21 protein-coding genes are annotated in these 20556 nt (G+C 35.2%); 12 read left to right on the top strand and 9 right to left on the bottom strand.

Features of this window, described 5'->3' with window-relative positions:
• Positions 1 to 41: 41 nt before the first annotated feature.
• The gene (locus ACFSJT_RS18850; protein WP_378321891.1) at positions 42 to 1361 is read left to right on the top strand and encodes a M24 family metallopeptidase; all 1320 of its coding nucleotides are present in this window, start codon (positions 42 to 44) and stop codon (positions 1359 to 1361) included.
• A 90-nt stretch (positions 1362 to 1451) separates the two neighbouring features.
• On the opposite strand, the gene ACFSJT_RS18845 is transcribed toward ACFSJT_RS18850, so the two are convergent.
• Positions 1452 to 3080 (bottom strand): acyl-CoA carboxylase subunit beta, encoded by a 1629-nt coding sequence (locus ACFSJT_RS18845; RefSeq protein WP_378321890.1) that lies wholly within the window; start codon positions 3078 to 3080, stop codon positions 1452 to 1454.
• 335 nt (positions 3081 to 3415) lie between these two features.
• Between ACFSJT_RS18845 and ACFSJT_RS18840 the strand changes: the two genes are divergently transcribed.
• The 4 genes from ACFSJT_RS18840 (at position 3416) to ACFSJT_RS18825 (ending at position 6746) form a co-directional block, all read left to right on the top strand.
• Positions 3416 to 3598, top strand: a complete 183-nt coding sequence (locus tag ACFSJT_RS18840; protein ID WP_378321889.1) for a CAL67264 family membrane protein — start codon at positions 3416 to 3418, stop codon at positions 3596 to 3598.
• 48 nt (positions 3599 to 3646) lie between these two features.
• Positions 3647 to 5338 (top strand): energy-dependent translational throttle protein EttA, encoded by a 1692-nt coding sequence (gene ettA / locus ACFSJT_RS18835; RefSeq protein WP_378321888.1) that lies wholly within the window; start codon positions 3647 to 3649, stop codon positions 5336 to 5338.
• Positions 5339 to 5420: 82 nt separating this feature from the next.
• A complete protein-coding gene (locus ACFSJT_RS18830) occupies positions 5421 to 6113 on the top strand; it encodes an HAD family hydrolase (protein WP_378321887.1) in 693 nt (230 codons plus the stop codon).
• Between the two features lie 3 nt (positions 6114 to 6116).
• On the top strand, positions 6117 to 6746 hold the full coding sequence (locus tag ACFSJT_RS18825; protein ID WP_378321886.1) for a CatA-like O-acetyltransferase: 630 nt from the start codon (positions 6117 to 6119) through the stop codon (positions 6744 to 6746).
• Between the two features lie 9 nt (positions 6747 to 6755).
• Here the strand turns inward: ACFSJT_RS18825 and ACFSJT_RS18820 are convergent, their stop codons facing one another.
• The gene (locus ACFSJT_RS18820) at positions 6756 to 7349 is read right to left on the bottom strand and encodes a pseudouridine synthase (protein ID WP_378321885.1); all 594 of its coding nucleotides are present in this window, start codon (positions 7347 to 7349) and stop codon (positions 6756 to 6758) included.
• Positions 7350 to 7654: 305 nt separating this feature from the next.
• On the opposite strand from ACFSJT_RS18820, the gene ACFSJT_RS18815 reads away from it, so the two are divergent.
• Positions 7655 to 8104 carry a cold-shock protein gene (locus ACFSJT_RS18815; protein WP_378321884.1) on the top strand — a complete coding sequence of 150 codons (450 nt, stop codon included), beginning with the start codon at positions 7655 to 7657 and terminating at the stop codon, positions 8102 to 8104.
• Between the two features lie 22 nt (positions 8105 to 8126).
• Here the strand turns inward: ACFSJT_RS18815 and ACFSJT_RS18810 are convergent, their stop codons facing one another.
• Positions 8127 to 8927: an MBL fold metallo-hydrolase gene (locus ACFSJT_RS18810; protein WP_378321883.1), complete on the bottom strand. Its 801-nt coding sequence runs from the start codon at positions 8925 to 8927 to the stop codon at positions 8127 to 8129.
• Between the two features lie 97 nt (positions 8928 to 9024).
• Positions 9025 to 9780: a sulfite exporter TauE/SafE family protein gene (locus ACFSJT_RS18805; protein ID WP_378321882.1), complete on the bottom strand. Its 756-nt coding sequence runs from the start codon at positions 9778 to 9780 to the stop codon at positions 9025 to 9027.
• Positions 9781 to 9895: 115 nt separating this feature from the next.
• Here ACFSJT_RS18805 and ACFSJT_RS18800 point away from each other — a divergent pair, with 115 nt between their 5' ends.
• On the top strand, positions 9896 to 11656 hold the full coding sequence (locus tag ACFSJT_RS18800; RefSeq protein ID WP_378321898.1) for a SulP family inorganic anion transporter: 1761 nt from the start codon (positions 9896 to 9898) through the stop codon (positions 11654 to 11656).
• A 12-nt stretch (positions 11657 to 11668) separates the two neighbouring features.
• Here the strand turns inward: ACFSJT_RS18800 and ACFSJT_RS18795 are convergent, their stop codons facing one another.
• A complete protein-coding gene (locus ACFSJT_RS18795; protein WP_378321881.1) occupies positions 11669 to 12634 on the bottom strand; it encodes a peptidase associated/transthyretin-like domain-containing protein in 966 nt (321 codons plus the stop codon).
• Positions 12635 to 13085: 451 nt separating this feature from the next.
• Between ACFSJT_RS18795 and ACFSJT_RS18790 the strand changes: the two genes are divergently transcribed.
• Genes ACFSJT_RS18790 through ACFSJT_RS18780 form a run of 3 tightly spaced genes read left to right on the top strand, consistent with a single transcriptional unit; the run spans position 13086 to position 15540 of the window.
• Positions 13086 to 13415 (top strand): helix-turn-helix transcriptional regulator, encoded by a 330-nt coding sequence (locus ACFSJT_RS18790; RefSeq protein ID WP_378321880.1) that lies wholly within the window; start codon positions 13086 to 13088, stop codon positions 13413 to 13415.
• Positions 13409 to 14695: a type II toxin-antitoxin system HipA family toxin gene (locus ACFSJT_RS18785; RefSeq protein ID WP_378321879.1), complete on the top strand. Its 1287-nt coding sequence runs from the start codon at positions 13409 to 13411 to the stop codon at positions 14693 to 14695. Before ACFSJT_RS18790 ends, ACFSJT_RS18785 begins: the two co-directional genes overlap by 7 nt.
• A 14-nt stretch (positions 14696 to 14709) precedes the next feature.
• A complete protein-coding gene (locus ACFSJT_RS18780; protein ID WP_378321878.1) occupies positions 14710 to 15540 on the top strand; it encodes a DMT family transporter in 831 nt (276 codons plus the stop codon).
• Between the two features lie 41 nt (positions 15541 to 15581).
• Here ACFSJT_RS18780 and ACFSJT_RS18775 read toward each other — a convergent pair whose 3' ends face one another.
• Positions 15582 to 15833: a hypothetical protein gene (locus tag ACFSJT_RS18775; RefSeq protein ID WP_378321877.1), complete on the bottom strand. Its 252-nt coding sequence runs from the start codon at positions 15831 to 15833 to the stop codon at positions 15582 to 15584.
• Positions 15834 to 15954: 121 nt separating this feature from the next.
• Positions 15955 to 16623, bottom strand: a complete 669-nt coding sequence (locus ACFSJT_RS18770; protein WP_378321876.1) for an FRG domain-containing protein — start codon at positions 16621 to 16623, stop codon at positions 15955 to 15957.
• A gap of 282 nt (positions 16624 to 16905) precedes the next feature.
• Here ACFSJT_RS18770 and ACFSJT_RS18765 point away from each other — a divergent pair, with 282 nt between their 5' ends.
• Positions 16906 to 17955, top strand: coding sequence for an NAD(P)-dependent alcohol dehydrogenase (locus tag ACFSJT_RS18765; protein ID WP_378321875.1), 1050 nt, complete (start codon positions 16906 to 16908; stop codon positions 17953 to 17955).
• Between the two features lie 59 nt (positions 17956 to 18014).
• The gene (locus ACFSJT_RS18760) at positions 18015 to 19130 is read left to right on the top strand and encodes an alkene reductase (protein ID WP_378321874.1); all 1116 of its coding nucleotides are present in this window, start codon (positions 18015 to 18017) and stop codon (positions 19128 to 19130) included.
• Positions 19131 to 19315: 185 nt separating this feature from the next.
• Here ACFSJT_RS18760 and ACFSJT_RS18755 read toward each other — a convergent pair whose 3' ends face one another.
• Positions 19316 to 20146: an alpha/beta fold hydrolase gene (locus tag ACFSJT_RS18755; RefSeq protein WP_378321873.1), complete on the bottom strand. Its 831-nt coding sequence runs from the start codon at positions 20144 to 20146 to the stop codon at positions 19316 to 19318.
• A 101-nt stretch (positions 20147 to 20247) separates the two neighbouring features.
• The gene (locus tag ACFSJT_RS18750; RefSeq protein ID WP_378321872.1) at positions 20248 to 20526 is read right to left on the bottom strand and encodes a hypothetical protein; all 279 of its coding nucleotides are present in this window, start codon (positions 20524 to 20526) and stop codon (positions 20248 to 20250) included.
• Positions 20527 to 20556 lie beyond the last annotated feature (30 nt).

Genomic DNA, 20556 nt, shown 5'->3' with positions numbered 1-20556 from the left:
GTTTTCAATAGAAACACAAGTCATCCTTACATGCCCTTATCATGAAACATATCTTACTTTTCTTATTATTAGTTAGTTACACTTCAAAGTCTCAAATCCTTCAACAAAGAGAAAGAGCAGCCGCAATCGATATGGTGCTCGAAGATCGCTTCAATAACCTTTTGCCCCAACTAATGGATCGAACAGGGTTTGATATGTGGATTGTGATTTCTCGTGAATATAATGAGGATCCGGTACTAAAAACAATGCTACCCTCAACATGGCTAAATGCCAGAAGAAGAACAATTTTAGTTTTTTATAGAAATAAAGAAAAAAATACTATAGAGAAACTAGCCGTGGCAAGGTATAATGTGGGCAAGAGTATTGATTCTGCTTGGGATAAAGAGAAGGAACCTAACCAATGGAAAGCACTGATTGATATCATTTCAAAAAGGAATCCAAAAACTATTGCAATTAATTTCTCTGAACATTATGGTATCCTAGATGGAATTGTAAAAACCGATTATGAGGCATTTATGAATGTGCTTCCTGATGAATTTAAACCTAAAGTAACTTCAGCAGAAAAACTTGCAATCGCTTGGATCGAAACTCGCACCGAACAAGAGATGGAGATTTATAAGGAGCTAGTGCAAATCACTCATGATATTATTGAAGAAGCATTTAGCACCTCCGTCATACAACCAGGAACCACAACAACAGATGATGTAGTTTGGTGGTTACGACAAAAAGTAACCGATATGGGCTTGAGGACTTGGTTTCACCCAACTGTTGATATACAACGCACAGGGGAGGCTTTACAAAGTCATATCGTTTCTTTTTCTGATAGACCAAAAGATAAGATAATCAGACCGGGAGACTTAATTCATTGTGATTTTGGTATTACTTATTTGAGATTAAATACTGACTGTCAGCAACATGCTTATATATTAAAGAATGATGAAACTTCTCCTCCAGAGTTTTTGGTACAGGCCTTTGCAGATGGAAATCGTGTTCAGGATATTTTTACTTCAAATTTTGAAACTGGCAAGACTGGAAATGAGATCCTTTTGAAATCACTAGAACAAGGGAAAGCAGAAGGTCTGAACCCCTCTATTTATACACATCCATTAGGACTATATGGACATTCTGCAGGGCCTACAATTGGGATGTGGGATTCACAGGGAGGAGTTCCGGGAACAGGAGATTATCCACTTTATCAAAATACAGTATACGCTATTGAATTGAATACTACAGTACCTATTCCAGAATGGAAAAAAGACGTTCGTATTATGCTGGAAGAAGCTGGTTTTTGGGGGAGAGAAGGATTTCGATATGTCAATGAAAGACAAACAGAATTGATAACTATCCCTAAACGTAATTAATAAATAAGCTTTATTAGACTGAGTTCTGCATGTGAGCTGGAGAACTCAGTCTTTGAAATGTTCTATTTATAAAACGGGCAAATGGTAGCATTACGCCTGAATCACTCCTAAATTAAATTTCTTTTCGATAGGAGCGTGGTTGGCAGCTTCAATACCCATAGAAATCACATTTCTAGTTTCCATAGGGTCTATGATTCCATCTGTCCAAATTCGAGCTGCTGCATAATACGGTGAGATCTGACGATCGTACCTGGCCTTTATTTTATCATATAATGCCTTTTCATCTTCTTCAGATAATGTTTCTCCTTTGTTTTTTAGAGAGGCAGTTTCTATCTGTAATAATACTTTGGCAGCCTGGGCCCCTCCCATAACGGCTAATTCTGCACTTGGCCATGCATATATGAGTCTAGGGTCATAAGCTTTACCGCACATTGCATAATTACCAGCTCCGTAAGAATTACCGACTACAATAGTAAACTTGGGTACAACACTATTACTTACCGCATTAACCATTTTGGCACCATCTTTTATGATTCCTCCGTGTTCACTTTTGCTACCTACCATAAAACCGGTTACATCTTGTAAGAATACCAATGGTATTTTTTTCTGATTACAATTCGCAATAAATCGTGTTGCTTTATCTGCGGAATCAGAATAAATTACTCCGCCAAATTGCATTTCGCCTTTTTTGGTCTTTACAATTTTACGCTGATTAGCAACAATACCCACTGCCCACCCATCAATACGGGCATATCCGGTTAAAATAGTTTGCCCATAGCCGGCTTTGTATTCCTCAAAATCAGAATCATCTACTAACCTTTTGATGATTTCCATCATATCATATTGTTCATTACGAGCTTTTGGTAAGATTCCATATATTTCTTGCGGGTTTTCTGTGGGTTTAGAAGGTTTAGAACGGTTAAAACCTGCTGTATCAAAATCACCAATTTTTGACATAATGTTTTTGATAGTATCTAGCGCATCTTTGTCATCTTTTGCTTTATAATCTGTGACTCCAGATATTTCGCAATGAGTAGTAGCGCCACCAAGTGTTTCATTGTCAATAGTTTCTCCTATAGCCGCTTTCACCAGATAGCTTCCCGCCAAGAAAATACTTCCGGTTTTATTTACGATCAGCGCCTCGTCGCTCATGATAGGCAAATATGCGCCTCCGGCAACACAACTACCCATTACTGCTGATATTTGCGTGATTCCCATACTGCTCATTACCGCATTATTACGAAAAATCCTTCCGAAATGTTCTTTATCAGGAAATATTTCATCTTGCATAGGAAGGTATACGCCAGCACTATCAACAAGATATATGATAGGAAGTCTATTTTCGATAGATAATTCTTGAGCTCTAAGATTTTTCTTTCCGGTTATGGGGAACCAAGCACCAGCCTTTACGGTAGCGTCATTGGCAACGACAATACATTGTTTGCCACTTACAAAGCCGATCTTCACAACAACACCTCCACTAGGGCAACCTCCATGTTCATGATACATGTCTTCGCCAGCAAAAGCTCCTATCTCAATGTATTTTGAATTCTTATCTAATAAATAATCAATTCTCTCTCTGGCGGTCATTTTGCCTTTTGCGTGCAACTTTCCTATTCTTTCTTCACCGCCTCCTAATTTTACCTTGGCTAGTTTCTGCTTCAATTCAGATACCAATAGTTTATTATGATCTTCGTTTTTATTGAAGTTTATGTCCATTTTGTGTGTATTGTTTGCACGAAAATACAAAAAACGGGTTGTTTATGAAGGATTAGAATATATTTAAAAAAGTTTTATGTTTTTCTTTGTAGAGTTTAGTTTAACAGGCGGATTGATTAATTCTAAATTTCTGACGAAATATCATATAATTGAATTTTAAGTATTCAAATATTTGTTTTAATAAAAGTTAATTTTTAATTAACTGTAAGACAGATAATAAGCTATTTTAATATCTTAACACTTCTGTAAAAACATATTTTTTGACGATAAAATACCGATATTTGCATCCTATTCATGTTTAACACATGGTTAACATAAGAACTAAATAACAATTTATGGGAATGAATAAAAATACTGTGCTGGCCTGGGCTACATTCATTATGATAGTCGTTGGACTGGCACTTATAGGATTAGGAGCATTTAGATACAGAGATGTGTCAGGATATGGTTTTGCGGCTGTTGGTGTTGGTTTTTTTGCCATTGCATGGGTATTTAATGCTTTAAAAGGAAGAGTTTAATCTTTTCATAATGAATAATAATCTAACTTAAAATAATCTTAGGGGCTTATGTCAGATGACAAAAAAGTTATCTTCTCCATGTCTGGAGTTAGTAAAACTTACAAAAATGCAAATACTCCGGTACTTAAAAATATATATTTAAGCTTTTTTTATGGAGCTAAAATCGGAATTCTAGGTTTAAATGGTTCTGGTAAATCCACTTTACTTAAAATCATTGCAGGTGTTGATAAAAACTATCAGGGAGATGTTGTATTTGCTTCAGGATACTCGGTGGGTTTATTAGAGCAAGAACCTCAATTGGATCCTGAAAAAACCGTGCTTGAAGTTGTAAAAGAAGGTGTGGCAGAGACTGTCGCAGTTCTTGACGAATACAACAAAATCAATGATATGTTTGGTTTACCCGAAGTCTATGAGAACCCTGATAAAATGCAGGAACTTATGGACAAGCAGGCTAATCTTCAGGATCAAATCGATGCGAGCAACGCCTGGGAACTGGATACCAAATTAGAAATAGCGATGGATGCGTTGCGCACACCAGAATCCGATAAGAAAATAGGAGTACTATCTGGTGGAGAGCGAAGAAGAGTTGCACTCTGTCGTCTTCTGCTTCAGCAACCCGATGTATTACTTTTGGATGAGCCAACTAACCATCTTGATGCCGAATCAGTACATTGGTTAGAGCATCATTTACAACAATACAAAGGGACGGTTATCGCCGTTACACACGACAGGTACTTCTTAGACAATGTTGCGGGTTGGATCTTAGAATTGGATAGAGGAGAAGGTATCCCGTGGAAAGGAAATTATTCCTCTTGGTTAGATCAAAAATCTAAACGTCTTGCACAAGAGCAAAAACAGGCATCCAAACGCCAAAGGACACTAGAACGAGAACTAGAGTGGGTTCGTATGGCGCCTAAAGGACGTCAGGCTAAGCAAAAAGCTCGTTTAAGCAATTATGACAAATTATTAAGTCAGGATCAAAAGCAGATTGACGAGAAACTCGAAATTTATATCCCTAATGGTCCAAGATTAGGTACTAATGTTATTGAAGCCCAAGGCGTAAGCAAAGCTTTTGGGGATAAGCTATTATATGAAGACCTGAATTTCAAATTACCACAGGCGGGGATTGTTGGAATTATCGGTCCGAATGGTGCAGGTAAAACTACAATCTTCAAAATGATCATGGGAGAAGAGCAGCCGGATAAAGGAAGTTTTATTGTAGGTGACACTGCAAAAATAGCGTATGTAGATCAAAGTCATAGTAATATAGATCCGGAGAAAACGATTTGGCAAAATTTTAGTGACGAGCAAGAGTTGATCATGATGGGTGGGCGACAAGTAAATTCAAGAGCTTATCTAAGCCGTTTCAATTTCAGTGGAAGTGAGCAGAATAAAAAAGTGTCAACACTTTCTGGAGGTGAACGTAACAGGTTACACCTAGCTATGACACTTAAAGAAGAAGGTAATGTATTACTTTTAGATGAACCCACTAATGATCTAGATGTCAACACATTAAGAGCTTTAGAAGAAGGTCTTGAAAATTTTGCGGGATGCGCGGTGGTAATCTCACATGATCGGTGGTTCCTGGATCGTATCTGTACTCATATTCTAGCTTTTGAAGGAGATTCTCAGGTATATTTCTTTGAAGGTAGTTTCTCTGATTATGAAGAAAATAAAAAGAAACGTTTAGGCGGTGATTTGATGCCAAAACGTATTAAGTACAAAAAATTAGTGAGGTAATGATTTGTAAGTGAGTAGCTAAGTACGCTTTGCTGTTAGAGTTAGTATGTTCAACTGAACTTTTTCTCAAATAATAAAATAAATGCCATTAAAAAAGATTAAAGTAATTGCATTCGATGCCGATGACACCCTCTGGGTAAATGAAACATTATTTAGAAGCGCAGAGGATGAGCTTTGTGATCTTCTTGAAGAATTTATGTCGAGAGAAGAAGCCAGTAGGTTACTTTTTGATGTAGAAATGAAAAATCTACCGTTATATGGATATGGTATTAAACCGTTTACACTTTCATTGATTGAAGCAGCTATTACCATTTCTAATGGTGACATGAAGATAGCATTGGTAGAAAAACTTATAGAAAAAGGAAAACAAATGCTCCAGGAACCTATAGAGCTAATCGATGGGATCGATTCTACTCTAGGTGAATTATCTCAACGATATCGATTGGTGATGGCCACCAAAGGGGATTTATTGGACCAAGAGCGTAAATTAATCAAATCTGGTCTAGAAAAACACTTTCATCATATAGAAATTGTATCAGATAAAACTGAAAAGCAGTACAGAAAGCTGGTAAGTCACTTGGATATAGCAGAACACGAGTTTTTGATGGTAGGTAATTCTTTAAAATCAGACATTCTTCCTGTGTTAAATATAGGTGCACATGCATTTCATATTCCATTTCATACGACTTGGGCGCACGAAATGGTCGATGAAGAAATTAGCCATCCGAATTTTAAAAGTTTTACCAAAGCAAGTGAGCTGCTAGAGATATTGTAAGTAATGAGAACTAAATTAGATCTGAATACCTGGAATCGAAAAGAGCATTTTGAGTTCTTTGGTGGTTTTGATGAACCCTTCTTTGGTATCACTACTAATTTGGATTTCACAAAAGGGTATCAGAAAATAAAGGATTTAGGATATCCTTATTTCCTATTCTATTTACATAAATCATTATCAGCTGCCAATAGTGTTGAGGCTTTTAGGTATCGTATCGAAAATGGTAGTGTGTTTTTATATGATAAAATTCATGCATCACCTACAATAGGCCGGGAAGATCATACCTTTGGGTTTTCATTCATGGAGTACTATGATAATTTTGAAACGTTTGTTTCAGAATCTGAAAAAGAGATTGAAGAGGTTAAAAACAGTAAAGGGCTACGACATACTGATAATGCTAAACGAATAGATACAGTTCACTATTCTTCTATTCCATGGTATAACTTTACCGGACTTTCACACGCCAGACATTTTCAATTTATAGATAGTGTACCTAAAATTTCTTTCGGAAAGTATACCAAGGTTGAAGGAAAACTTACCTTACCCGTGTCGGTGCATGTGCATCATGGTTTGGCAGATGGCTATCATGTAGGGCGATATTTAGAAGAGTTCCAGAAATTATTGAATGAATAATATTATAACCTAAAGAGCATTCAATTCTCGCACTTCTCCAACTTTCATGTCATTTAGATGAATAGTTCCAACTCGTATTCTAACTAATCTTAATGTGGGAAAACCAACTGCGGATGTCATCTTGCGCACTTGGCGAAATTTCCCCTCTTGTAACGTAATCGAGATCCAACCGGTTGGGCCGTGCCTGTCGTCACGTATCTTTTTTGATCGTTGAGGAAAGTTTGGGATACTATCTAACTTGAAGACTTTACAAGGTGCAGTTGTATATTTTTTTCCTTCAAAACCAATTTCTACTCCTTTTGCCAATTGCTGTATGGCTTCAAAGGTTATGATTCCATCAATCTGGACATAATATTCTTTTTCAATTTTACGACTACAAATATGATTACTCACTTTACCATCTGTTGTTAAAAGTAATAGTCCTTCAGATTTTTCATCTAATCGTCCTATAGCCATAGTACCTTCCGGAAAATTAGATAATTCGCCAAGTAGTTTTTTAGAGTTTTGTTTTTGACCATTATTTACAAATTGACTGAGATATCCATACGGTTTATACACCGCAAAATGGCGGTGTAGTGATTGGTTTTTGAGAATTAAGGTCATGCAAATTTAGATATCAAGAATTTATCCAGACGAAATTAAGAATTTCTTAAGTGTATGGGTAAAATCTATTGAAAAATCATCAATTTATATAGTAATTTTAAAAATCGAAATGGAACGCTTATCTTTGTATAGATTTCAGTAGATTTTTTAAACTTTAAGAAGTAAACTGTTACCTGTTATTGTAGCAGCTATGTAGAGTATTCGGTAAATCAATCTTACAAATTGCCCTTTCCTGATCATTCGTTTAGTATTTCGATGACAATGACGATAAAAAATAGCCTTAATTAAAAACTAGAAAACGACGAATGGCAAAATCACAACAGACATTTAGCAAAATAGAAAAAGAAAAGAAAAAACAAAAAAAGCGAGAAGAGAAGCAAAAAAAGAAGGAAGAACGAAAAGCAAACTCCAATAAAGGAAGTGGTTTGGATAGCATGATCGCTTACGTTGATGAAAATGGTTTTCCTACAGACACTCCGCCAGATCCTTCAAAAAAGAAAAAGATCAAAGCAGAAAATATTGAAATAGGTATTCCAAAAAGCGAAAAAGTACCTTTTGATCCTGTTAGAAGAGGTAAAATCGCCTTTTATAATGACTCAAAAGGGTATGGGTTCATTAACGATGATGAAACCCAGGAGCGTTATTTTGTACACGTTAATGGTTTAATGCAAGACGTTGTAGAAAACGACAACGTTTCCTTTGAGCTTGAAAAAGGGCCCAAAGGCATGATTGCCGTTCGTGTGAAGAAAATATAAGTGTACTTGTACAGTTTTACTTTTATGGAATACCAGGATACCAATCAAGTTGTATCACTTCAATATCAGAATCTTTTGAGACGAGTTCGTTAAATTTATTTACATCACTCAGTCCTTCAGGCCCTCTGTAATGATATGGATACACTTGTTTTGGTTTAAATTCGAGCACTGCATCTGCCGCACTTTCTACAGTCATAGTATATGGGAGATTCATACAAACAAAAGCCTTGTCAATGTATTTTAGATTTCTCATTTCCGGAATATCCTCGGTGTCTCCAGAAAAGTAGATTCTTTCTTTACCTAGTGTAATTACATATCCGTTTCCGCGGCCTTTTTCATGAAATTTTAATGCTTCTTCTCGAAGGTTATACATGGGGATTGCTTCAATAGATATACCTTGCACTTCCTTTGTTTCTCCATTATTAATGATCACAAGACGTTCTGTATAACTAGCAGGAAGTCTTTCTGCCACCGCTTGAGGAACTACTATTTCAGCTTTAGAAAGATTTAGGCTGTCCAGAGTATCGATATTCATGTGGTCTCCATGTATATCTGTAATTAGAACGATGTTGGGCAGTTTTTTACCTTCAAATGCTTTAGGCCCACCATTTGGATCAATGTAAATCGTTTTTTCTTTCCATTTTATAATAGCGGTAGCATGCTCAATGGGATCGATACTGATATCACTTTCTTTTTTTTCAACGACTTCTTCAGGCGTCTCATTAACCGATTCATTATCTACTTCGGGACCTTCTTTTTTTTGTGACTTACAGTTTACTAAGAGGAAACAAATTAATAAGAAACAGGGGATGTTAAGTTTCATTTTTAGACGATTATGTGTTTGTTAGTAGCAGAAAGATAAGAATAATCGTTCAAAAAGTTACTCGTCTAGAACTGTAAGTTTTTTTTATTCCTGAAATCTAACTATCTAACCACAGTTTAATCGCCATGGCTACTACCATAATAACCAGAAATACTTTGACCAAGCCGTCACCTTTCTTTACTGCCCATCTGCTAGCAATCCATCCTCCTGTTGCATTTCCTGTAGCAAGCACAATACCATATAAATAATCAATTTGTTGATTATAGATAAAAATTGCAAGTGCTCCAATAGTATATATGAATACTACTAAAACCTTCACGGCATTAGACTTGACAAGGCTCATGTAATTAATAGAAGTTAATGCTAAAAGAATAAAAATACCTACACCAGCCTGAATAAATCCTCCATAAATCCCAATGAAGAAAAAGGTCAAAATAGAAAGCCACAAATATTTACCTTGAGTTCTTTCTAAAAGATCTGCGATGTTTATTTTTGGTTTAAATACCATAAAAAATACCACAATCAGCATGATGACAGCTAGAATCCTATTGAAAGTTTCTCCCTTGATATCAACTGCAATTTGAGCACCAATTAAGGATCCAGCCAAAGATGAAATTCCTAAATATAATCCAAAAATAGAAGGCTTAATTCCTTTGCTTGTAAAACCGGCAATAGAGGTAATACTTTGTATAAAAATCCCTATACGATTTGTACCATTAGCAACAGCTGGGGGTAAACCCATAAAAATTAGCATCGGTAAGGTGAGTAATGATCCACCACCAGCAAGAGTATTGATAACCCCTGCAATAAATCCTATTGCAGCGAGAAGGACTAGAAGTAAGGTTTCATTCATTCGATTTAGTTGAATGCTATCAAAAATAAGTAAAACCTTTACATAAATTTGACAATTAGAAATTCTTTTGGCATAAATTGCGAACTGTTGTAGATTTACATGATCAACTTAAAATATCGACAAGGTCAAAACGCTTCATAAAATAATTCCCGTTCTTGAGCTCTTTACTAATAAAAAGTACGATGCCGCTGTTTTTAAAAAGGATGCAATTGCTGGTATTACAGTAGGAGTAATATTGATTCCTCAGGCTATTGCTTATGCTTTACTTATGGGGGTTCCTCCAATTTATGGTTTATACACATGTTTAGTTCCTTTGGTATTGTACGCTATTTTTGGTACTTCAAGACAATTAAGTATTGGTCCCGTGGCGGTAACGGCTATATTGGTAATGAGTGGTGTTGGACAGCTAGCAGATCCTTTTACAGATAAGTTTATAGAACTAGTTCTATTTGCCAGTTTACTCATTGGGTTATTACAAATCCTGCTTAGCATTTTGAGGATGGGATTTTTGGTGAATCTAATTTCTCAACCTGTAATTTCCGGATTTATTTCTGCAGCTGCAATAATTATTATTGTTTCTCAACTAGAAGAAAGCCTGGGTTTTGATATTCCTAATTTTAAATATACACATAACACGGTTTGGTATGCACTAATTCATTTTATGGAATCCAATTGGATAACCTTTGGAATTTGTGTGTTCTCTATGGTTACAATTATAATTTTAAAAAAATGGAAACGCTCATTTCCCGGTGCGCTAACTGTTCTTGTTATTACAACTATCGCTACCTACCTCTTAAAACTTAATAAAAAGGGGGTAGCTATTATCGCAGATGTTCCAGAAGGATTACCTTTCTTTAAGATTCCAGAAATGGATTATAATACTATGGTAACGCTTATCCCGTCAGTTCTTACGGTAACTTTTATTGGGTATGTAGGCAGTATTGGTATTGCAAAATCTATGGAAATGAAAAACCGCGATCATATACTTCGACCCAATCAGGAACTATTTGCATTGGGAATAGCAAAAGTAATCGGGGCTTTTTTTCAGGCAGTACCTTCCTCAGGGAGTTATAGCAGAACAGCGATTAATGATGAAGCAGGAGGCAAGACTACAATATCATCAATAATAACTGTAATTATGGTGGTGTTATCGCTTTTATTCCTTACCTCTTTCTTTTACTACATACCAAAAGCAGTTCTTGCGGCAATAATATTAGTCTCGATATTTGGATTAATTAACTTTAGAGAAGCCAAGTATTTATTCAAGCTTAAAAGACGAGATTTTATAGTAATGATCATTACATTTTTTGGAACTTTGATATTTGGTGTGGAAAAGGGTATTTTTATAGGAGTAATCCTTTCTTTTATATTCCTTCAATATTACAGTTCTCGTCCACATATAGCCGAGCTGGTAAATATACCAGGAACAACCTATTACCGTAATATCAATCGATTTCCCAACGCGGTACAATCAAAAGAGTATTTAATTATTCGCTTCGATAATCAATTATATTTTGGAAATGCAAGCTATTTTAAAGATACAATTCAGCAATTTATTTCAGATCGCAAGGAACTTCCAAAATTTTTAATTCTCGACAATACCAATATGCATGATATTGATAGTACAGGGTTGCATATTTTAGAAGACACATATCAATATCTCGATAATTTGAAAATTCAATTACTCATGGTTGGGACAATAGGTCCTGTAAGAGATTTCCTTAAACGGTCTGGGTTTACAGATAAGTTAGGAGTTGATCATTATTACTTGACGATCTCAGATGCTGTGGGATATGTAGAAAACAAAATCGAACATGACATTAAACATGAAGCCGCGGTACAGTTTAATCAAAAAAGAAGATCCTTTCTTGATTAGTTCCCTTCCTTGTTATTCTTCCTCGTACAAATTCAACTTTAATCCTATCCCATAATTAGTATCATTATTCTTGATCAGATTATTATTTTTGCTGTATTCTCGATCAAAACGTTGCCAAGTTCTGTTTTTGTAGAAAATCCTACGGGTAAAAGTCTTAAAACCATTTATTTTATTGGTAAAGGGTAATAAAGGTCTAAACGTTGTTGAAACTTTGATGATACCTTTTCTGGTTTCTACCTCGTGATATTTTTTAGTTTGTTGAAGTCTTCCCTGTTTATCAGCATATCCGAGTACCTGCACAGAAACGAAGATACCTTCTTTAGGAATGTATACTTTATATTCTGAAACGTCCAGTTCAAAATTAGGTTTATCCTTATCAGTAACATTGAAGATGATGTCTTCGTAAGGTAAGCGCTCGCCAGGAAACCCATTATTATTACTATAAAACTGCATCTTAAATAAGGTAGAAAAAGATTGTTCTCTTGAAGCATTTCTGTTTGAAGATTCAACCTTTACGGGTAAATATACAGAAGCTATTTTTGTTGGTTTTTGAGAGTTTTTCGGAAAAAAAACAGCTATTTCAGATTCTACGGTTGGCAACCAACATCTAAAATAGTCATTATGCACTTCTGCTGCCAATCGTTTTGTTTTATACTTTCTCTTCTTTTCTGCAGTAATAATAACCTCTTTTAGCTCTGCTATATCTTGAACCAGCAATATTTGTTCTGGTAAGGATTTGGTTGCCAGGGCTGCTTCTTTATGTCCTAATGCCGATATGTATAAAGAATCGATATCGGGGTACCATTTTTTAGAAAACTGAAATTTACCATCAGCATCCGCAAAAGTACCATTACCATTACCGAAAGAGATAGTAGCATATGAAATAGGCGATTTTTGTACAGAATCCAGTACAGTATAGTATTGACCCAAAACAGTTTGCGTCAAAAAAAGCAGCAGTAGGGGGAACAGCTTTTTCATGATATAAATTAGGGGTTGAAAAACTAAAGTAATAAAATAAATTTATAACAATGACTATTATTGTACCAAAGAGCTATATTGTGTGCGAATTTTTTTCTTTTCATAATGTTTTTAGGATTTAAAAGAGTGTTTTTTTAAATAATAAATAGATTGATAATCAATACTTTATATTTATTTATTCAAAGTTTTAATTCATGTTAAAGAATTCATGTTTATTTTCAACATTCTCTCCTTTTTCTATTTCTTAAGATAAAACAATATTTTTTGCTCCTTTTATCTTTTTTAAAGTATATTAGTTTATATTTTAAAAATTTTTAAGTTAATTATAGTATAGTATAATATACTTTAATTATATTTACATATCAAAGTATTTAAAGTATATATTATTATACGTATTTTTTAAAATTACTGTATAAAGTATACTTTGTTGTGCTTTAAAACCTTTATAGAAATGAGTTTAAATAATCTTTCTGACGAACAAGTGCTGTTGGAAATTACCCAAAGGGTAAAGCAACGGAGACTTAATTTAAACATCACCCAAGAAGAACTGTCCAAAAGGGCAGGAGTTCATGTACAGACCATTAAGAATTTTGAATCTGGAAAAACTACGACATTGCTTACATTTATTCAAATCTTAAGAGCATTTGGGGATCTTGATTCGTTAGATGCCTTTCTTCCCGACCCCGGAATAAGCCCAATAGAATTGCTAAAGCTTAAAGGAAAAGAACGAGAACGAGCATCACGCAGTTCTAAAGATCAAAATGAAAATCCGACATGGTAGACGTAATCAAAATTATGCTTTGGGAAGAAGAATTGGGGGCATTAAGTTGGGATAGCACCAGAAACTTTGCATCTTTTGAGTTTTTTCCTTCATTTCTTAATAAAAACCTGGATGTTTCTCCCATACACATGCCCATACGATCTTCAGATAGAAAAATATATAGCTTCCCTAATCTGAATCAGGAAACCTTTAAAGGATTGCCTGGAATGTTGTCTGATGTTTTGCCCGATGACTTCGGAAACCGTCTTATTGATCAATGGTTGGTACTTAACAATATTCCTAAATCAGAATTTACTCCCTTGGACCGATTATGTTATATCGGAACAAGAGGAATGGGTGCTCTTGAATTTCAACCGGCAAAGAATATAGGACATAAAGAGACTACATCGCTCGATGTGGATAAACTGGCAGAATTAGCAGAGAAGATACTTAATACTCGAGAAAAACTTCAACTCAACCTTTCTGAGACCGAACATCTTAATGAATTGATCAAAGTAGGAACGTCTGCAGGAGGGCAAAGAGCCAAGGCAATTATAGCCTATAATCCGGAAACGCAAGAAATCAGATCTGGACAAGCTAAAGCTCCAAAAGGATACGATCATTATATTTTTAAGTTTGACGGAGTAAATGATACGTCATTAGGGGATCCACTTGGCTATGGCAGAATTGAGTATGCTTATTATCTCATGGCATTGGATTGTGGGATAAACATGGAAAAATCCTTACTTTTTGAAGAACATAATCGTGCGCATTTCATGACAAAACGTTTTGATCGAGTGGGTGACAATCAAAAGGTTCATATGCAAACATTATGTTCTTTGGCGCATTTTGATTATAAATCTCCAGGAGCATATTCTTATGAAAATGCTTTCGAGATCATGCGACGACTTCGACTTCCGCATACCGATGCTATACAATTATACAAAAGAATGTTGTTTAATGTTATTGCCCGTAATCAAGATGATCATACTAAGAATATTTCATTTTTAATGGATAAACACGGAGTCTGGAAACTTTCTCCCGCTTATGACGTAACCTATTCTTACAATCCGATCGGAATCTGGACCAGTATGCATCAAATGTCATTAAATGGTAAGCGAGATGATTTTAACATGCAGGACTTGATTGCAATGGGAGATAAAATTAGTTATAAAAACAGTAAAGAAGCTATTCAGCAAATTACAGATGTTGTTACCAATTGGAATCAGTATGCTAGCAAAGCCGGTATTCCTAAGGAACAAGCAAATAAATTGGCTAAAGTATTTAGGTTAAATCTTTGATGATAATCCGATAAATGAAAAAAGCCATATACTTCATGCTTTTAAGCGCAGCGTCTTTTACAGGAATGAACCTGCTTGTAAAATATTTGACACATTTTGGCGGGGGACAATTAGTTCTTTTTCGAGCCTTTGGGTCTCTGTTTTTTACAATGAGCTTTTTATTATGGCATAAAATTCCAATTTTTGGGAATCAAATAAACTTATTGATTTATAGAGGGCTTGCAGGGGTAACCTCTATGGCATTGTTCTTTATGTCTGTACATTATTTACCAATAGGTTCTGCAGTATCTTTACGTTATATATCACCAATCTTTGCAACAATTCTCGCAGTATTTTTCTTAAGGCAACGAGTAAAACCAATACAGTGGTTATTTTTTTTGATGGCTTTTGGTGGAGTGTTAATGATCAAAGGCTTTGATACGAACATTGATACTATTGGGTTACTTCTAGTATTAGGATCTGCATTATTTAGCGGGGTCGTATACGTTTTAATAAACAAAATAGGTCATAGGGATCATCCGGTCGTTATTGTGAATTACTTTATGTGGATTTCTGTGGCAGTAGGTGCTATATTATCGATATTCAACTGGACTACTCCTGTTGGCATAGAGTGGTTTTTGCTACTTAGTTTAGGAGTTTTTGGATATTTCGGACAATTATTCATGACCAAAGCTTTTCAATCTCAGGCGACCCATAAGATTGTATCTTTAAAATATGTAGAAGTCATCTTTACTATGATAGCCGGTGTTTTCTTGTTCACCGATGTATATCCGTTTTTAAGCCTAGTAGGTACCTTGTTGGTCATAGGAGGTTTGGTCCTCAACATTTGGTATAGGAATAAATAACCTTGATTAGGAAGCCGAAAACCAAATGTTGCCGCAACGAATTAAGAAAAATCTTCTCTTAGATAAAACATAATCTTTGCCTTATCACTAAAACTTTTTATCGTAAGAATTTCTCCTGTTAGTTTATTATAAATAACCTCTGCAAATAAGAGATCAATGTAGAAAATACTATATTGAAAATCACGATTTTTATCGTCTATGGTAAATAAATGAATACCACGATTCCAAATATCTTTATACTTTAGATCTAATTGTCGAGCATTGAATTGTTGCTCCAAAGTAATTTTGTGCATAAGCGATCAATTTTAAATAAGGGGTGCCCTAAACTACGGAAAACCCGTAATTTATCCAAATAATTTTTTGGATAACAAAAAAATAAATATCACTTGGGTTATAAATAAAAAAGAGCTTTGGTTAGTACATCTTTGTTTCGAGCCATTTCAAATCCCTGGCAACTCCTTCCAAACCTGGATATAATAATCGCTGATTAACACCGTATTTAAACAGGGTTTTTTTGATCGTAGACTTTAATAGTTTCGGAATAATCACTTTTTTTACTTTGTCATGCTCAAAGGGGATATCAGGAGTATGATGAACAGTAAACAAACCTGCTTGATTTTGTATTCTTGCAGAAATATAGGGGGGTCTGTATTTATAAACTTTATCAAGCTTGTAAGGACTGGTTTTATCAGGATCTTGTATTGTAGAACATCCAGAAAGAATATATATAGCACTATCATGATCTGGATTTGATTCAACAGCAAAATAGGTTGATACCAATGGATTATAACTCCAATCCAATAATCGTGTCGGTAACCCATAGTGTTGTGCCACCGCCAGCCATTCTAATTCATTATTTGGTTTATGCTCAAGATAAGGTATTGAAGATTCCTTAAAAAGCTTTATGAGTCTTTCTTCTAATTGCTCAATGGGTTTACCCATGGCAGATTCACAACGCCCTAATGAGGTAATGAGCTCATATGAGGTTTTTGAAGCTCCTCTATATACAAAATTTTGACCTGCCTTTTGACTTTCGAAGGTCTCTAGTAACTCATCAAATTTTTTTATTTCTATTGTCTCCATAGTCACCCTAAAGATATAATTTTTAAAGAATACAAAACATGATTTGCGATGAAGTTTGAAGTATTAACAGAATTTTTATGGGATACAATTATTCTTCAATTTCAAACAGAAATGAGTTAAGACAAATGGTATATAAGCACATTAATTTATCTGCATTGTTTTTACTTTGTATAATATCTTTGAATTATACAGGTAAAAATCGTTGGGAAGACTATAGAAATTTATGATACAAAAATGTATTTTATAACCATCGAGTAAATATTGATAAAATTGATAGAAAGCATGATAGAAGTAAAAGCATACGGAACTGAAGGTGAAAAAGAAAATCTTAAACCAATGTCGATAGAAAGAAGAGAAATTCTTGATGATGATGTGCATATCGATATTTTATATTGCGGAGTTTGTCATAGTGATATTCACGCTGCAAAAAATGATTGGAATAACACCAAGTATCCTTTAGTACCCGGTCACGAAATTATCGGAAGAGTGTTAAAAGTTGGTAACAACGTTGAAAACTTTAAAAAAGGAGATTTAGTAGGAGTAGGCTGTATGGTAGACTCGTGTCAACAATGTAGCGCCTGCAAAGATGATTTAGAACAATTTTGTGAAAAAGGTATGGTGGGTACGTATAACGGTAAAAATAAGCATACCGAAAAGCAAACTTTTGGAGGGTACTCTACCGATATTATTGTTAAAAAAGACTTTGTTCTTAGAGTACCCGAAAACCTCGACGTAAAAGCAGTTGCGCCATTATTGTGTGCGGGTATTACAACGTACTCTCCTTTAAGCCACTGGAATATTAAAAAAGGAGACAAAGTAGGCGTTATTGGTCTAGGGGGTTTGGGACATATGGGGATCAAATTCGCTCATGCAATGGGTGCAGAAACTTTTATGATAACCACTTCACCAGGAAAGGCAAATGACGCAAAAAGACTGGGTGCAGATTCAGTATTGATTTCTACAAAAGATGATGAGATGAAAAAACATGCAAATTCTTTTGATTTTTTGTTGAATACAGTTCCGGTTAAGCATAATATCAATCCATATTTAAAATTGCTGAAACGAGATAGTACTATGGTAATGGTTGGCGCTATTGAACCTTTAGAACCTATGAATGGAGGAAATCTGATCATGGGAAGAAAAAGAGTTGCAGGATCGTTAATAGGAGGAATTAAAGAGACCCAGGAAATGCTCGATTTTTGCGGAGAGAATGATATTATTTGTGATGTTGAAATGATTGATATGCAAGAAATAAACAATGCTTTTGATCGCGTCACAAATAATGATGTTAAATATAGATTTGTTATTGATATGAAAAGTCTGAAGAATTAGAAACACATCTAGAAAATGATTTTGGATAAAGAATAGATTGAAAATTAAACAAAATAGCTATGAAAAATATGAAATTGTTAACACCCCACACTATAGGTGATTTAGAATTACCGAATAGGGTTGTAATGGCTCCGATGACACGCAATCGAGCAGTAAACGATGACAATGCAGCTACAGAACTGCACGCCGAGTATTACGCCCAGCGTACTACTGCAGGGTTGATTATCACAGAAGGATCACAGGTTTCAAAAAGAGCTGTGGGTTATATCAATACCGCAGGAATTCATTCCCAGGAACAGGTAGATGGATGGAAAAAAGTAACCAAAGCTGTTCATGATGCAGGTGGTCGAATATTTATCCAATTATGGCACGTAGGCCGCATATCGCATCCCGATTTTCATGATGGGGACCTACCTTTAGCACCTTCTGCTATTAATCCAAATGCACAAGCCTATACAGAAGATGGATTTAAAGACACCGTAGTTCCGAAGGCTATGTCTCTTGAAGAGATTAAAATAACCGTTAATGATTTTAAACAGGCTGCAAAAAATGCCATTGAAGCTGGTTTTGATGGCGTTGAAATACATTCTTCTAATGGATATCTTTTTCATCAATTTTTTAATAGAACAAGTAATACAAGAGAAGACCAATACGGAGGAAGTCGTGAGAATCGAGCCAGATTATTTTTTGAAGTATTAGAAGCCGTAAAACAAGTTGTTCCCGAAAATAGAATAGGAGCCCGCTTTAATCCATCTTTACACAATATTTTTGGAACCACATTGGATGAAGAGACCATTCCTACATTTGACTATATTATAGAGCGATTGGATAAAGAATATGATTTGGCATATATTCACTTGTCCGAGCCTTTTAATGATGTGTCTGATGTTCCTTATGCTGAAGAACATATAGCGAAGCGATATCGCCCTAAGTATAAAGGAACTTTAATGATTAACTCTGGATTTGATAAAGAGAAAGCCGAAAAAGTTATACGTGATGGAGATGCTGATTTGGTTTCATTTGGAAAATTATTTATTTCCAACCCTGATTTAGTTGGACGATTTCGCGAGGATAAAGCGATGGCAGACTGGGATGAAAACACTTTTTATACGGCGGGTAAGGAAGGATATACAGATTATGAAGCCAAAACAAGAAATCTTATACCAAACCAGTAAGCAAAGGCATATAAATAAGAGGCTGTCTAGAAAGTCGTCATTCCGAGAGAAGCGAAGGAATCTGTTAAATTTAAGTTACTGATAAACAGATTACTTCTCCGCTCAAAGGCGGATCGTAATGACGTTTTCTGATCCTTTAGAGACAGCCCCAATTGTTTCATGGTTACAATATTTGAAACTTTACCTTAACGTTTCAAAAAGTCGATAAGAATTTTATTTAATTGCTTACTATGCGTAAGATTAAGACCGTGCGGACCATTGTCGATGATCTCATAAGTATTGTTTGAAATACCTTTTGCCGCTTGTTCTGCAGAGGTTTTTATAGGTACTATGTTATCGGCATTTCCATGCACTATTAATGTGGGTACCGTAACATTGTTAAGTTCTTCTCTAAAATCTGTCTCTGCCCAGGATTTTGCTGCCTCTATAGTTGCTCTAGGTGAAGCAAAAGAAGCTATTGACCAATCATAATGAAGCTGTGATTCACTTATGGTATCTTTATGGTCATCATAGTTATAAAAATTCTTATGAAAATTTTTCAAGAATCCTACGCGATCAGTTTCCAAGGCATCCATGATGTCTTCAAGATCTTTTTGAGGCACCCCATTTGGATTATCATCCTTTTGTGGTACTAACGGAATTATCGAGCTTATCAAGGCAGCTTTACTAATCTTATCGGCTCCATAATCAGTTAGATAACGAACAACCTCGCCACCACCCATAGAAAAGCCGACGATTGTACATTCTTCGAGCTCTAATTGTGTAATTATTTGATGTAGATCCGATGCTAAGCTTGAATAGTCATATCCGTTCCATGGTGCTGTTGAATCTCCAAAACCTCTGCGGTCATAGGTAATACATCTAAATCCAGCTTCTACAATGGCCCAAACCTGTTGTTCCCATGCTCTATGACTTAACGGCCAACCGTGAATAAGAATTACAGGTTTACCTGACCCATAATCTTCAAAATAGATATCAATATTTTCCTTAGCAGTTTTATGTGTTAAAAATGGCATTTTTTGTTTTTTAAATTGTTAATTAAGATTTATATATCAGCCTATTATCAAAAATGATTCTTTTGTTTCAGGCTGAACATTTGTTAGTATTGCACTAAGAACTAAAAGTCTGAAGATTGTTCTAAATTTTCATTGCCAGATCCACCTTGACTATACAATTGGTTTTCTTCGTCTTTCAATTTGTTTTTACTATCCTTTGGTAGCGTTCTGCCTGGTACGTCTAGATCTTCTCCTGCAAAATCTACTGGTTTTTCACGATTTCTTAAGAAATCGTCACGTCCTCCGTCATTGCGAACATTTTGAACTTTATCTCCTAAGGCTTGCTTGTCACTTTCAGTAATGCTAGCGTCATACAATGTGTTGGTTTCTTTCTTTTTCATCTTTCATTTTTAAGTTAATATTCAAAGAGA

The organism is Aquimarina celericrescens (genome assembly GCF_042682765.1).
GTDB lineage: Bacteria > Bacteroidota > Bacteroidia > Flavobacteriales > Flavobacteriaceae > Aquimarina > Aquimarina celericrescens.
This window is presented reverse-complemented; position numbering and strand designations above follow the sequence as displayed.

Bases quoted from the DNA above. Each gene is read 5' to 3' on its own strand.
- ACFSJT_RS18775 (WP_378321877.1), bottom strand. From the start codon at position 15,833: ATGCACAAAATTACTTTGGAGCAACAATTCAATGCTCGACAATTAGAT.
- ACFSJT_RS18825 (WP_378321886.1), top strand. From the start codon at position 6,117: ATGAGAACTAAATTAGATCTGAATACCTGGAATCGAAAAGAGCATTTT.
- ACFSJT_RS18765 (WP_378321875.1), top strand. From the start codon at position 16,906: ATGATAGAAGTAAAAGCATACGGAACTGAAGGTGAAAAAGAAAATCTT.
- ACFSJT_RS18790 (WP_378321880.1), top strand. From the start codon at position 13,086: ATGAGTTTAAATAATCTTTCTGACGAACAAGTGCTGTTGGAAATTACC.
- ACFSJT_RS18780 (WP_378321878.1), top strand. From the start codon at position 14,710: ATGAAAAAAGCCATATACTTCATGCTTTTAAGCGCAGCGTCTTTTACA.
- ACFSJT_RS18850 (WP_378321891.1), top strand. From the start codon at position 42: ATGAAACATATCTTACTTTTCTTATTATTAGTTAGTTACACTTCAAAG.
- ACFSJT_RS18805 (WP_378321882.1), bottom strand. From the start codon at position 9,780: ATGAATGAAACCTTACTTCTAGTCCTTCTCGCTGCAATAGGATTTATT.
- ACFSJT_RS18795 (WP_378321881.1), bottom strand. From the start codon at position 12,634: ATGAAAAAGCTGTTCCCCCTACTGCTGCTTTTTTTGACGCAAACTGTT.
- ACFSJT_RS18755 (WP_378321873.1), bottom strand. From the start codon at position 20,146: ATGCCATTTTTAACACATAAAACTGCTAAGGAAAATATTGATATCTAT.
- ettA (WP_378321888.1), top strand. From the start codon at position 3,647: ATGTCAGATGACAAAAAAGTTATCTTCTCCATGTCTGGAGTTAGTAAA.
- ACFSJT_RS18770 (WP_378321876.1), bottom strand. From the start codon at position 16,623: ATGGAGACAATAGAAATAAAAAAATTTGATGAGTTACTAGAGACCTTC.
- ACFSJT_RS18785 (WP_378321879.1), top strand. From the start codon at position 13,409: ATGGTAGACGTAATCAAAATTATGCTTTGGGAAGAAGAATTGGGGGCA.
- ACFSJT_RS18840 (WP_378321889.1), top strand. From the start codon at position 3,416: ATGGGAATGAATAAAAATACTGTGCTGGCCTGGGCTACATTCATTATG.
- ACFSJT_RS18760 (WP_378321874.1), top strand. From the start codon at position 18,015: ATGAAAAATATGAAATTGTTAACACCCCACACTATAGGTGATTTAGAA.
- ACFSJT_RS18810 (WP_378321883.1), bottom strand. From the start codon at position 8,927: ATGAAACTTAACATCCCCTGTTTCTTATTAATTTGTTTCCTCTTAGTA.
- ACFSJT_RS18830 (WP_378321887.1), top strand. From the start codon at position 5,421: ATGCCATTAAAAAAGATTAAAGTAATTGCATTCGATGCCGATGACACC.
- ACFSJT_RS18750 (WP_378321872.1), bottom strand. From the start codon at position 20,526: ATGAAAAAGAAAGAAACCAACACATTGTATGACGCTAGCATTACTGAA.
- ACFSJT_RS18815 (WP_378321884.1), top strand. From the start codon at position 7,655: ATGGCAAAATCACAACAGACATTTAGCAAAATAGAAAAAGAAAAGAAA.
- ACFSJT_RS18845 (WP_378321890.1), bottom strand. From the start codon at position 3,080: ATGGACATAAACTTCAATAAAAACGAAGATCATAATAAACTATTGGTA.
- ACFSJT_RS18820 (WP_378321885.1), bottom strand. From the start codon at position 7,349: ATGACCTTAATTCTCAAAAACCAATCACTACACCGCCATTTTGCGGTG.